12 protein-coding genes are annotated in these 12,766 nt (G+C 71.0%); 6 read left to right on the forward strand and 6 right to left on the reverse strand.

The window, feature by feature from the left end:
* Window positions 1-91: 91 nt before the first annotated feature.
* Window positions 92-1,567, reverse strand: a complete 1,476-nt coding sequence (locus P8R59_RS01875; RefSeq protein WP_278102472.1) for a helix-turn-helix transcriptional regulator — start codon at window positions 1,565-1,567, stop codon at window positions 92-94.
* Between the two features lie 127 nt (window positions 1,568-1,694).
* On the opposite strand from P8R59_RS01875, the gene aceA reads away from it, so the two are divergent.
* Both aceA and aceB read left to right on the forward strand, forming a co-directional pair.
* Entirely contained in the window at window positions 1,695-3,011 is a 1,317-nt protein-coding gene (gene aceA / locus P8R59_RS01880; RefSeq protein WP_077052716.1) for an isocitrate lyase, read from the forward strand.
* A 120-nt stretch (window positions 3,012-3,131) separates the two neighbouring features.
* Window positions 3,132-4,790: a malate synthase A gene (gene aceB / locus P8R59_RS01885; protein WP_278102473.1), complete on the forward strand. Its 1,659-nt coding sequence runs from the start codon at window positions 3,132-3,134 to the stop codon at window positions 4,788-4,790.
* 78 nt (window positions 4,791-4,868) lie between these two features.
* Here the strand turns inward: aceB and P8R59_RS01890 are convergent, their stop codons facing one another.
* Window positions 4,869-6,164, reverse strand: coding sequence for a chloride channel protein (locus P8R59_RS01890; protein WP_160897439.1), 1,296 nt, complete (start codon window positions 6,162-6,164; stop codon window positions 4,869-4,871).
* Between the two features lie 55 nt (window positions 6,165-6,219).
* On the opposite strand from P8R59_RS01890, the gene P8R59_RS01895 reads away from it, so the two are divergent.
* The 3 genes from P8R59_RS01895 to P8R59_RS01905 all read left to right on the forward strand — a co-directional run bounded on the left by P8R59_RS01895 (window position 6,220) and on the right by P8R59_RS01905 (window position 8,843).
* Window positions 6,220-6,543 carry a hypothetical protein gene (locus P8R59_RS01895; protein WP_278102474.1) on the forward strand — a complete coding sequence of 108 codons (324 nt, stop codon included), beginning with the start codon at window positions 6,220-6,222 and terminating at the stop codon, window positions 6,541-6,543.
* 63 nt (window positions 6,544-6,606) lie between these two features.
* Complete coding sequence (locus P8R59_RS01900) at window positions 6,607-7,806, forward strand: pyridoxal phosphate-dependent aminotransferase (RefSeq protein ID WP_278102475.1); 1,200 nt, start codon at window positions 6,607-6,609, stop codon at window positions 7,804-7,806.
* Between the two features lie 425 nt (window positions 7,807-8,231).
* Window positions 8,232-8,843: an endonuclease domain-containing protein gene (locus P8R59_RS01905; protein WP_278102476.1), complete on the forward strand. Its 612-nt coding sequence runs from the start codon at window positions 8,232-8,234 to the stop codon at window positions 8,841-8,843.
* Between the two features lie 61 nt (window positions 8,844-8,904).
* Here P8R59_RS01905 and P8R59_RS01910 read toward each other — a convergent pair whose 3' ends face one another.
* The 4 genes from P8R59_RS01910 to P8R59_RS01925 are packed head-to-tail and all read right to left on the reverse strand — an operon-like array spanning window position 8,905 to window position 11,722.
* Window positions 8,905-10,041 carry a UDP-N-acetylmuramate dehydrogenase gene (locus tag P8R59_RS01910; RefSeq protein WP_278102477.1) on the reverse strand — a complete coding sequence of 379 codons (1,137 nt, stop codon included), beginning with the start codon at window positions 10,039-10,041 and terminating at the stop codon, window positions 8,905-8,907.
* Entirely contained in the window at window positions 10,041-10,445 is a 405-nt protein-coding gene (locus P8R59_RS01915) for a MaoC/PaaZ C-terminal domain-containing protein (protein WP_278102478.1), read from the reverse strand. The genes P8R59_RS01910 and P8R59_RS01915 overlap by 1 nt, the downstream gene beginning before the upstream one ends.
* Window positions 10,442-10,891 (reverse strand): FAS1-like dehydratase domain-containing protein, encoded by a 450-nt coding sequence (locus P8R59_RS01920; protein WP_278102479.1) that lies wholly within the window; start codon window positions 10,889-10,891, stop codon window positions 10,442-10,444. Before P8R59_RS01920 ends, P8R59_RS01915 begins: the two co-directional genes overlap by 4 nt.
* Before the next feature lie 33 nt (window positions 10,892-10,924).
* The gene (locus P8R59_RS01925; RefSeq protein ID WP_278102480.1) at window positions 10,925-11,722 is read right to left on the reverse strand and encodes a sulfite exporter TauE/SafE family protein; all 798 of its coding nucleotides are present in this window, start codon (window positions 11,720-11,722) and stop codon (window positions 10,925-10,927) included.
* A gap of 345 nt (window positions 11,723-12,067) precedes the next feature.
* On the opposite strand from P8R59_RS01925, the gene P8R59_RS01930 reads away from it, so the two are divergent.
* Entirely contained in the window at window positions 12,068-12,703 is a 636-nt protein-coding gene (locus tag P8R59_RS01930) for an NADPH-dependent F420 reductase (RefSeq protein WP_278102481.1), read from the forward strand.
* Window positions 12,704-12,766 lie beyond the last annotated feature (63 nt).

Here is a 12,766-nt window from a genome sequence, read left to right on the forward strand (position 1 = left end):
TTCCAGCCGAGCGCACACGAACGGGACGCCCGGAACGTGTGCGCTCGACCCGAACGTGTGCTCTGGGCGCCACGCCGTGGAGACGCGGCCGTCACTTCGGGGCGTGAGCCTCCAGGAACTCGTACACCTCGGTCGTGTCGACGCCGGGGAACGCCCCGGTCGGCAGCGTCGCGAGCAGGGTCCGGGGGGTCCGCACGTTGGGCCAGGCGTTGTCGCGCCACGCGACCTCGAGGTCGGCGGGCGGACGCCGGCAGCACACCTCGACCGCGTGCCGCGAGACGCCGCGGTTGGGGGTGTCGCGCCCGCGGAACCACTTGGTGTCGTCGAAGCGCACCCCCACGCTCACGGAGTGCGCCCCCTCGCTCGACTGCTCGACGCGGGCCGTGCACCAGTACGTGCCGTTGCCGGTGTCGGTGTACTGGTAGTAGGGGTTGAAGCGGTCGTCCTCGTCGAAGACCACGCGGCTCGTCCACCGGCGGCAGCACATCTGCCCCTCGATCGACCCCAGCCGGTCGGTGGGGAAGTTCACGTCGTCGTTCTCGTAGGCCTTCGTGATCGTCCCCGACTCGTGCACCTTGAGGAAGTGCACCGGGATGCCGAGATGCACCGTGGCGAGGTTGGTGAAGCGGTGCGCGGCCGTCTCGTACGACACCGAGTACGTGTCGCGCAGGTCCTCGATGCTGAGCGCGCGGCGGGCCTTGGCCTCCGTCAGCGCCGCCACCGCGTGCGCCTCGGGGATGAGGAGGGCGCCGGCGAGGTAGTTCGTCTCGACGCGCTGGCGCAGGAACTCGCCGTAGGTCTTGGGCTCGGTGTGCCCGAGCATGCGGCTCGACAGCGCCTGCAGCACCGACGCCCGCGGGTCGCCCTTCGCCACCCGCGTCGACAGGTACAACCGCCCGTTCTTCACGTCGGCGATGCTGCGCGTGGTCTGCGGCAGGTCGGGCACGTAGTGCAGCGAGAAGCCCAGATAAGCCGCGATGTCGCTGGCCGCCCGCTGGGTGAGCGGGCCGCCGGGGTGGTCGACGGCGGCGAGGATCTCGGATGCCGTGCGCTCGAGTTCCGGGAAGTGGTTGTCCTGCGTGCGCATGAGGCGGCGGAGCGCGACGTTCGCCCGCCGCGCCTCCTCGGGGGTGGCGGAGCGCTCGTCGCGGAGCCGTTCGATCTCGGCCTGCAGGGCGAGCATCGCGGCGAGCGCCTCGTCCGGCACGGTCTTGCCGACGCGGAACGGCGTGATGCCGAGCGCCTGGAACGTCGACCCGCGCATGGCGCGCTCGACCGCGATCTCCAGCGATGCGCGCTCGTCGAGGGGCTCGGCATCCAGGAGGGCGTCGAGACCGGTGCCGAGGGCGCGGGCGATCGCCTGCAGGAGCGTGAGCTTCGCTTCGCGGCGACCCGTCTCGATCATCGACATCTGACTGGGCGCGCGGCCGACCGCCGCGGCGAGTTCGTCCAGCGTCATCCCGCGCGCCGTGCGCAGCTGGCGGATGCGTTTGCCGATCGTGAGCGTGTCCACGCCCTCATCGTCGGATGCCGCGGAGGCCGCGGTCAGGGAGACTCCGGTGTCCATGTCGGGATGATCTCACCGAAACAGAAGAACGGCAAAACTTCACCGCGTGATTCTTGGTTCCGGCGGTGATTCTTCGCCGACAGTGGTCTCCACGGGCACCGATGCCCGGTACCCGAAGGAGGACGACATGACGATCCAGGCCACCCCCGCCCAGCCGCCCCTGCGCCCCGGCGACCAGACCGAGACCGCCGATGAGATCCGCGCCGCGTGGGAGAACGACCCGCGGTGGGACGGCATCGAGCGCACGTACTCGGCCGAGGACGTCGTCCGACTCCGCGGCAGCGTCCGCGAGGAATCCACGCTCGCCCGCCGCGGCGCGGAGAACCTCTGGAACCTCCTCCACACCGAGGAATACATCCGGGCCCTCGGCGCCTACACCGGCGGCCAGGCCGTGCAGCAGGTGCGCGCGGGCCTGAAGGCGATCTACCTCTCGGGCTGGCAGGTCGCCGCCGACGGCAACCTCGCGGGACAGACCTACCCCGACCAGAGCCTGTACCCCGCCAACTCCGTGCCCGCCGTGGTGCGCCGCATCAACAACGCGCTGCTGCGGCAGGACCAGATCGAGCGCGCCGAGGGCGAGATCACGCAGGACTGGCTCGCCCCGATCGTCGCCGACGCCGAGGCCGGCTTCGGCGGCCCGCTCAACGCCTACGAACTGGCGCAGTCGCTGATCCAGGCGGGGGCCGCCGGCATCCACTGGGAAGACCAGCTCGCGAGCGAGAAGAAGTGCGGCCACCTCGGCGGCAAGGTGCTCGTCCCCACCCAGCAGCACATCCGGACCCTCAACGCCGCCCGTCTCGCGGCCGACGTCGCGGGAGTCCCGACGGTGATCATCGCGCGCACCGACGCCCTGGCGGCCGACCTGCTCACGAGCGACGTCGACCCGCGCGACGCGGAGTTCCTCACCGGCGAGCGCACGAGCGAGGGCTTCTACCGGGTGCGCCCGGGCCTGGATGCCGTCATCTCTCGCGGCCTCGCCTTCGCCCCCTACGCCGACCTCATCTGGGTCGAGACGGGAGAGCCCGACATCGAGCTCGCCCGCGCCTTCGCCGAGGCGATCCACGCCCGCTACCCGGGCAAGCTCCTCGCCTACAACTGCTCGCCGAGCTTCAACTGGAAGCGCCACCTCGACGACGAGCAGATCGCCACGTTCCAGGCCGACCTGGCCGCCCTCGGCTACGCCTTCCAGTTCATCACGCTGGCCGGCTTCCACGCCGTGAACCACTCGATGTTCGACCTCGCCCGCGGCTACGCCGAACGCGCCATGAGCGCGTACGTCGAGCTGCAGGAGGCCGAGTTCGCCGCCGAAGCGAACGGGTACACCGCCACGCGCCACCAGCGCGAAGCCGGCACCGGCTACTTCGACGTCGTCTCGACCGCGCTCAACCCCGACAGCGCCACGCTCGCCCTCGCCGGCTCCACCGAGACCGCGCAGTTCCACTGACCCTCTCTTTCCACAGTCCAAGACACGCCGTATCCGCCGTACCGCATGCGGCGTGTCTTGGACACTCGGCCTCCGGTGGCGCCACGCGCTACGCGCCGACACAGACAGAAAGCCACGATCATGACCCTCATCGAACCCCCTCCCACCACCGCCCGCCGCGGCCCCGAGCCCACGGCATCCACCCCCGCTCCGCACCTGCGGATCGAGCGTCCGCTCGAGGGCCGCGACCGGGAGATCCTCACCCCCGCCGCCCTCGCCTTCCTCACCGAGCTGCACGACCGCTTCGGCCGTCGCCGTCACGACCGGCTCGCCGCGCGCGAACGCCGCCGCTTCGAGATCGGAAACGGCGACGACCCGCACTTCCGGTCCGAGACGGCGCACATCCGCGAGGACCCGTCGTGGCGCGTGGCCGGTGCGGGTCCCGGCCTCGAGGACCGCCGCGTCGAGATCACGGGCCCGACCGACCCGAAGATGACGATCAACGCGCTGAACTCCGGTGCGCGGGTGTGGCTGGCCGACCAGGAGGATGCCACCTCCCCCACGTGGCGCAACGTCATCGGGGGCCAGCTCTCGCTGTTCGACGCCATCCGCGGGCAGCTGAGCTTCACGAGCCCCGAGGGCAAGGAGTACCGCGTCACCGCCGAGCGCACGCCCACGATCGTGATGCGCCCGCGCGGCTGGCACCTGCCCGAGAAGCACATCACCGTGATCGACCGCGCGGGCCGCGAGCTGCCGGCATCCGGGTCTCTCGTGGACTACGGGCTGTACGTCTTCCACAACGCGCACGCGCTCATCGCGGCGGGTCGCGGACCGTACTTCTACCTGCCGAAGATCGAGTCCGCCGATGAGGCGCGACTGTGGGACGACGTGTTCTCGTTCACCGAAGAGCGTCTGGGCCTCGCCCATGGCACGATCCGCGCGACGGTCCTCATCGAGACGCTCCCCGCGGCGTTCGAGATGGAGGAGATCCTCTTCGCCCTCCGCGACCACTGCGCGGGCCTCAACGCGGGCCGCTGGGACTACATCTTCTCGATCATCAAGACCTACCGCGGCCGCGGGGCGCGGTTCGTCCTGCCCGACCGCAGCGAGGTGACGATGACAGTGCCGTTCATGCGGGCGTACACCGAGCTGCTCGTGCGCACCTGCCACAAGCGCGGGGCGTACGCGATCGGCGGCATGAGCGCCTTCATCCCCAACCGCCGGAAGCCCGAGGTGACCGAGGCGGCGTTCGAGAAGGTCGCCGCCGACAAGCGGCGCGAGGCCGGCGACGGCTTCGACGGCACGTGGGTGGCCCACCCCGACCTGATCCCGGTGGCCCGCGCGGAATTCGACGCCGTGCTCGGCGAGCACGAGAACCAGCTCGACCGGCTGCGCGAGGACGTCGAGGTGCGGCCCGAGCAGCTCCTCGACCTGCGGATCGGCCTGCCGATCACCGCGGGCGGGGTGCGCGGCAACGTGGCGGTGGCGATCCGCTACATCGAGGCGTGGCTGCGGGGCCTCGGGGCCGTCGCGATCGACGACCTCATGGAGGACGCCGCGACCGCCGAGATCTCGCGCTCGCAGATCTGGCAGTGGATCCACCAGGACCGCTCCACCGCCGACGGCACCCGCATCACCCGCGAGTACGTCGAGGGGCTGCTCGGCGACGTGCTCGCCGACACGACCCGCTTCGAGGGCGACCGTTTCGACGACGCCGCCGAGGTGTTCCACGAGGTGGCGCTGCGCGAGGAGTTCCCGGCGTTCCTCACCCTGCCGGCGTACGCGAAGTACCTCGACTGACGGCACACGACGGGCCGGGACCTCGGCTCCGGCCCGTCGTGGCGTGCGGAATCGCTACGCGCGCCCGGGGTCCGGGCGCTACTCGCGTCCGGGGTCGCGCGGAGCGAAGCGGCGCAGGCTCGCGCGCGAGGTAAGCCGCGCGGCGGCGAGCGACCCGGCTACGGCGAGGAAGATCGGCAGCAGCAGGTCGAAGCCGGTCGCGGTGAACTCGATCACGAGCACGATCGCGGTGAACGGCGCGCGCATGTTCGACGCGAGGAACGCCGCCGCGGCCACGATCGCGAGGCCCGTGGCATCCGCACCCGGCCAGACGAGCGCCCACGCCGCGGCGGCCGCAGCGCCGAGGCTCGCGCCGATCGCGACCGACGGCTGGAGCGTGCCGCCGACGGCTCCGGAGCCGAGCGACACGACCGTCGCGACGTACTTCAGCGCGGCGAGGGCGAGCAGGAGCAGTGCGGGCTGCGTGAGATCAAAACCCGCCGTCGCGAGCGCGCGACCGTTGCCGAGGATCAGCGGGAAGACCGCGCCGAGCGCCCCGACCGCCGTGAAGGTCACGGGCAGCGCGACGAGCAGCTTCCACCCCGTCGGCCGCACCTTCGCCAGGAGCGACGTCACGGCCCCGAAGCTCGTGGCGCCCCACCCCATGAGCGGTCCGATGAGGATCGCCGCCACGATGAGCGACGCGTTCACGTCGATGGATGCCACGTGGTACAGCGAGTCGTCCCCCACCAGCGGGCGTGCCACGAGCGTGGCGATCGCGCTGACCGAGAGGGCGACGACGGCCGCGCCGACGCTGAACTGCGCGAGCAGGATCTCGATCGCGAAGAGCGCTCCGCCGAGCGGCACGTTGTACACCGCTGCGAGACCGGCGCCCGCGGCGGCGGCGATGAGGATGCGCCCCCAGCGCGCGTCGAGGCGGAACCAACGCACGATCTTCGAGCCGGCCATCGCGGAGAGTTCACGCGGGGCGACCTCCTTGCCGATCGAGGCGCCGAGGGCGACCGAGGTGACCTGGATCACGGTGTCGGCGAGCGTCTCCCACCAGGGCATGTGCGCGCCGGCGACGCCCTGTTCGACGGTGGCGATTTTCCGGCCGAAGCGACGCAGCAGGTACCAGCCGACGGCGGCGACGACACCCGCGCCGCCCACGGTCACGATCGGCAGCCACCACACCGCCGGGGACGCCAGGCCGTCGAGGAACGGCCCTTCTTCGTGGCCCCAGACGAGGTGCTCGACGGTGTGGACGATCCAGACCAGCAGGAGCACGGCGAGCCCCGTGGCCACCCCGACGATCGCGGTCGCCAGCCCCAGACGGAGCAGGATGCCGAGCCCCCGACGATGCACGCGCGTGCGTTCCGGGGCCTCTGCTGTCACGACGCCACGCTAACGCACCGGCGACAGCCCGCCCGCCACGCGCTAGCGTGACCGCATGGCCTCTGTCTCCCCGGCCGGTCGACGCGCCAGCGACGGCTTCGGCATCGTCGCGATCATCCTCGCCGCGTTCATGCTGCTGCCGGCGCTGATGATCTTCCTGATCGGGCTCGCCCCCGGCATGAACGCGATCTGGTGGCTCGGCGTCGTGCTCCTGCCGATCATGGGATTCCTCGGGCTCGTCGCCCTCGTCGTCGGGATCGTCGGGATCGTCCTGCGCGTCCGTCAGCAACGGAACCCGGTCCTCTCGATCATCGGCACCGCCCTCGGGGCCGTCCTCGTCCTCCCCGTCGTGTGGGTGTTCTTCAGCTCCGCCGTGTAACCCTTCGGTGACGCCCGTCGCCGAGCCCGCGGCATCCCGGGCGTGCCGAGTAGGCTCTACGCCGTGACCGACCGCGCCCCGCTCTCCCGCAAGCTCTCCGCCATCGCCGAATCCGCCACCCTCAAGGTCGACGCCAAGGCCAAGGCCCTGAAGGCCGCCGGCCGTCCCGTCATCTCGTACGCGGCCGGAGAGCCCGACTTCGCCACCCCGCAGTTCATCGTGGATGCCGCCGCCGAGGCGCTGCACAGCCCGGCGAACTTCCGATACACCCCCGCCGCCGGACTCCCGGTGCTGCGCGAAGCCATCGTCGCCAAGACGCGGCGCGACTCGGGCCTGGAGGTCGCCCCGTCGCAGGTGATCGTGACCAACGGCGGCAAGCAGGCCGTGTACCAGGCGTTCCAGACCGTGGTGAACCCCGGCGACGAGGTGCTGCTGCCGGCCCCGTACTGGACGACGTACCCCGAGGCCATCGCCCTCGCCGACGGCGTGCCCGTCGAGGTGTTCGCCGGCGCCGACCAGGACTACAAGGTCACCGTGGCCCAGCTCGAGGCCGCTCGCACCGACAAGACGACCGTCCTCGTGTTCGTCTCGCCCTCCAACCCCACGGGCTCGGTCTACACGCCGGAAGAGACCGCCGAGATCGGCCGCTGGGCCCTCGAGCACGGCATCTGGGTCATCACCGACGAGATCTACCAGAACCTCACGTACGAGGGCGCTCGCGCGGTGTCGATCGTCGAGGCCGTGCCCGAGCTCGCCGGGCAGACGATCCTCGTCAACGGCGTCGCGAAGACGTACGCGATGACCGGCTGGCGCGTCGGCTGGATGGTCGGACCGGCGGATGCCATCAAGCTCGCCGGCAACCTGCAGTCGCACCTGTCCAGCAACGTCAACAACATCGCCCAGATCGCCGCCGCCGCCGCACTGAACGGCCCCCAGGACGAGGCCGAGCAGTTCCGTCTCGCCTTCGACCGCCGCCGCCAGCTGATCGTGGGCGAGCTGTCGAAGATCGACGGCGTCGAGGTCCCCAACCCGCTCGGCGCGTTCTACGTCTACCCCGACGTGCGCGGTCTGCTGGGCCGTGAGTGGGACGGCGTCACGCCGACGACCTCGCTCGAGCTCGCCGACCTCATCCTCGAGAAGGCCGAGGTCGCGGTGGTCCCCGGCGAGGCCTTCGGCCCGAGCGGGTACCTCCGCCTGTCGTACGCCCTCGGCGACGAGGAACTGCTGGAGGGCGTCCAGCGCCTGCAGCGCCTGTTCTCCTGACGGACGTCGTTTCGCGCGAGTCGCCAAGATTTGTCGCCTCTGCCTCCGCGGAGACAACAATTCCTGGCGACTCACGCGTGTGACCCTCCTCCACATGGGGACAACGAGGAACGGTCGGACGGCGGGCGCGACATCATCGGCGGATGCCGCTCTCGCATCGCCCCATCGGACCCACGATCGCGTTCACCGTTGCGGAAGGGCGGGCGTACGGACTCTCGCCTAGCAGCCTCCGCTCGGTGGGGTGGGACGCGCCGTACTCGGGAACTCGGAGCCGACCGGATGCCACGGAGTTGCAGCGTCTAAGCGCATTGATGCGCGCTCTGCCGGATCATGCGTTCCTGTGCGGACCCTCCGCGGCCGTCCTTCTGGGGCTCCCTCTCCCCGCATCGCTCGGCCGAGCTGCGAAGGAGTCACCGACCATCGGCGTGCCGAGCGGATGCAATCGCATCCGTCGCCCGGGAGTCACCGGCCGCTCACTCACCGTCGAGCCTTCCGACATCGTCGAAGTCGAGGGGTTGCGCTGCAGTTCGCCGTTGCGTACGTGGGCCGAGCTTGCCGAACTCCTCGACGTCGGCCCTCTGACCGCCATCTCGGACCGCTTGCTGGCGTGCCGCGATCCTCTCGCGACGCGCGCGGACCTCGAGCGGATGCACCGACGGTTCCTCGGCGGGAGAGGATCGCGCCGGCGTCGGCTCGCCGTCGACTTCGCCGACGACCGGGCGGAGTCGCCGAGGGAGAGCGAGCTCCGTGTCCTTCTGATCCAAGCCGGTCTCCCCGTGCCCGAGAGCAACGTCGAGATCTTCGACGGTCATCGATTCGTGGCGCGCGTTGACCTGCTCTACCGCGGCGCACGCCTCGTCATCGAGTACGACGGCGACTACCACCGCGATCCGCGGCAATGGAGCCGCGACCAGTCTCGCCGCGCGGAGTTGGAGTCGCTGGGCTACCGGGTCAGCGTGGTGACGGCTCGCGACTTCGACGCCCCCGAAGCGCTGCTGATGCGCATCCGCCGCCTGCTGGGGCAAGCCCACGCGTGAGTTGCCAAAATGTGTCGCCTCCGGCCCGCCGCAAGCGACAAATCTTGGCGACTCACGCTCGTTAGAGCTCGACGTTCACCAGCACCGGTTCGGGCTGCAGCAGGAGGCCGAACTCGGACTGGACCCGGTTCTGCACGAAACGGGCGAGCTCGGCGATCTCGGCCGCCGTCGCGCGGCCGCGATTGGTCAGCGCGAGGGTGTGCTTGGTGGACAGCCCGGCGCGGGAGCGGGGGAAGCGAAAGCCGCGCGAGAGCCCGGCGTGCTCGATGAGCCAGGCCGCGCTCACCTTCACCTCGCGGAACTCGGTGACCGGCGGCGGGACGATGCCGTCGAAGGCCGCGAGCGGGATCACCGTCACCGGGTCGACGACGGGCCCGAGAGGCCACTTCGGGCACTCGGCAGGGAGCGTCCGCGCGAACGCCTCGGAGACAATCGCATTTTGGAAGAACGACCCCGCGCTCCACGTGTCCGGGTCTTCCCCGTCGAGGACCATGCCCTTGCGCGCGCGGGTGGCGAGCACGTGCTCGCGGATCCATCGCAGCGACACCGCCGCGTCGGCATCCAGGCCCAGGGCTCCGCGCAGCTGACCGCCCGCGATCGGCCGGTCGCCGTCGCCGACGCGGTCGAGCTCGAGCGTCACCGAGACGATGACGCCGGGGCGCTCCGCGACCGACCCGTAGTGCTGTTTCAGCACCGAGGTGCGGAAGCCGAGCCCCAGGTCGGATGCCGCGACGGTGGACAGCTCGCCGGTGGATTCGTCGAGCAGCTCGACCTCGACCAGGGTCTGCACGACCTCCTGACCGTAGGCCCCGATGTTCTGCACCGGCGCGGCGCCCACGGTCCCCGGGATACCGGACATCGCCTCGATGCCGGCGAGCCCGCGGGCCACGGTCTCGGCGACGAGCGCGTCCCAGTCGTGGCCGGCCTGCACCCGCAGCCGCACGGTGTCGGGGCGGGAACCGGGCAGCTCCTCGATGCCGGCGGTCCGCACCAGCACCACGGTTCCCTCGAACGGCTCGTCGCCGACGAACAGGTTGGACCCGCCGCCCACGACGAGCCACGGCTCACCGCTCGCCCACAGATCCCGCAGGACGCCGACGAGTTCGTCGGGAGTGCGCGCCTCGATCGTGCGCTCGGGGAGACCGCCCGTGCGCAGCGTCGTCAGCTCGGAGAGCGGGACGGGGGTGATCTCGGGCATCAGGACAGCCGCACGCGCACCTGCGCCTTGCCGAGGACCGTCGTGCCCGAGTGCGTCACGGTGAGGTCGATGCGGGCGGCCTCGTCGTCGACCGCGCCCACCTTGGCGCTGACGTGAAGATCGGCGCCCTCGACCGGGTCGACGACCACGGGCCGGGTGAAGCGCACGCCGTACTCGAGGATGCGGCCGGTGTCGCCGAGCACCTCGGCGAGCGTCCCGACGGCGACGCCCATCGTCAGCATGCCGTGGGCGAGGACGCCCGGCAGCCCGACCTCGGCGGCGACGTCGTCGCGGTAGTGGATGGGGTTGAAGTCGCCCGACGCGCCCGCGTACCGCACGAGCGACTCGCGGGTGAGGTGGACGGAACGTTCGGCGACGACGTCTCCGACGGTGAACGCGCTCATGCGCCGGCCTCCCCCGCCAGCAGCACGCTGGTCGTCGTCACGACGTGGGCGCCGTCGGCATCCACGATCTCCGCCTCGCTCGTGATCATCGCGTTGCCGCCGAGGGTGCGGATGCCGGTGACCGACAGCGTCGCGGTGAGTTCGTCGCCCGCGACGATGGGCCGGGAGTACCGGAAGCGCTGCTCGGCGTGGACCAGACGCGAGAGCTCGATGCCCGAGTCGGGGTCGCCGAGCAGCTGCTGCAGCGTCAGGTCCTGGACGACCATCGCGAACGTCGGCGGCGCGACGACGTCGGCGTAGCCGAGCGCGCGAGCGGCGGCGGAGTCGGAGTGCTGGGGGGCGTCGGCGAAGACGGCGCGGGCGAACTCGCGCACCTTCTCTCGACCGACGAGGTACGGCGCGGTGGGCGGCAAGGCACGACCGACCAGTTCGGGGTTCACGGGCACCGGCTCAGTCTATCGACCCGCCCCGCGGCCACCTCAGCGCTGGTGGCGTCCGCGCACGGCCTTGACCGCCATCTGCGTGGCGATGAAGACGAGGAAGATCGAGAACAGGACGTTGCCGACGAACGGGTCGACGAGCTTCGCGAGCGAGGCGCCGAGGGCGGTCGTCGTGCACGCCGCGACACCGACGCAGGCGGCGGCGACGAGGTCGACGTTGGAGCGGCGGAGGTTGCCGACGGTGCCGGAGATCGCGGTCGGGATCATCATCAGCAGCGAGGTGCCGCGGGCGATGAGGTCGCTCGTGCCGAAGAGGAGCAGCAACGCGGGCACGACGATGATGCCTCCGCCCACGCCGAGCAGACCCGCCAGGATGCCGGTGACCACGCCGAGCACGAGGAGCCCCGGTCCCGTGATCCAGGTCAGTTCGAGCTCGGCATCCCGGGAGGGGATGACGAAGTACAGACTCACGATCACGGCGACGAGGAACGCCACGAACGACCACCGCAGAGCCGTCTGCGACAGCTTCGGGAGCAACCACGTGCCGATCTGCGCGCCCCCGACCGCGCCGGCGGCGAGGATCAGCGCGGGAATCCACGCCACGTGCCCGTCGACGGCGTAGGTGATGACACCGACGGATGCCGTGGGCACGATCGCCGCGAGCGAGGTGCCGGCGGCGAAGCGCTGGTCGAAGCCCAGGGCGAGGACCAAGAGCGGCACGATCACGGTTCCGCCGCCGACGCCGAAGAGGCCGGACATGAGCCCGGCGAGGAGGCCCACCGCGATGCACACGATGAAGAAGCGGGCGGAACGGGTCGGGCGGGCGGTGTCGATCACGGGGCGGGGATCCTTGCGAGACGAGGGGGTGCGGGCCGGCGCCCGCCGACGGACCAGTCTTCCACCTCGGCGAAGACCGCGACGTCACGGCATCCCGGGAAAAGAAAGCGGCCCCCGGTGGTCCGAAGCCGCGTCCACCGGGGGCCGTCGCCCTCACAGGTCAAGCGGAACGGTGACCCGAACACCGGTCTGCGACCACGATCGCGAGGGTGCGACAGGAGAGAAGTTACCCGGCTCGGACCGAACCCGCTGCCTCTTGACACTGATATCTCATACTGCTAACTAACTAACTCGATGCGTCTATCGGCGGGAATGCGCTCGCCGTCCCGTTCGTTCGGGTCCGGTATGACCACCGTAGGAATCATCGGAGCAGGAAACATCGGCCGGGCCCTCGCGCAGGGTTTCGTGGACCACGGGTATGACGTCGTGATCGCGAATTCCCGCGGTCCTGAGACGCTCGCGGACCTCGTCGGCACGCTCGGCGAGCGGGCGCGCGCAGCGACCGCGCAGGAGGCCGCGGAGGCCGGCGACATCGTCGTCGTCACCGTCCCCCTGAAGGCGTATCGCGACATCCCCGTGGAGCCGCTGCGCGGCAAGACCGTCCTCGACACCAACAACTACTACTGGGAGCGCGACGGGCACATCGCCGAGCTCGACGAGAAGCGCACCACCACCGCGCAGATGCTGCAGGAGCACCTGCCCGAGAGCACCGTCGTGAAGGCCTTCAACCACATCGGCTCCGCGGAGATCCTGACGACCGGCTCCCCCGCGGGCACGGCGAACCGCCGGGCGTTGGCCACGGCGAGCGACTCCGACGAGGGCATCGCGCTGATCACCCGCATCTACGACCAGTTCGGTTTCGACACCGTCGTCATCGGTCCGCTCGCCGACAGCTGGCGCATCGAGCGCGACACCCCGGGCTACGGCATCCGCCAGAACCGCGAGGAGCTCGAGCAGAACCTGGCCTCCGCCCAGCGCTGACCCCGGTCCGGCACCGCGCGGCCCCCGCACCGCGCCGCATCCGCCCGGCCGACATCCGACGCA

This window comes from Microbacterium proteolyticum (genome assembly GCF_029639405.1).
In the GTDB taxonomy this organism is placed as follows: Bacteria; Actinomycetota; Actinomycetes; order Actinomycetales; family Microbacteriaceae; genus Microbacterium.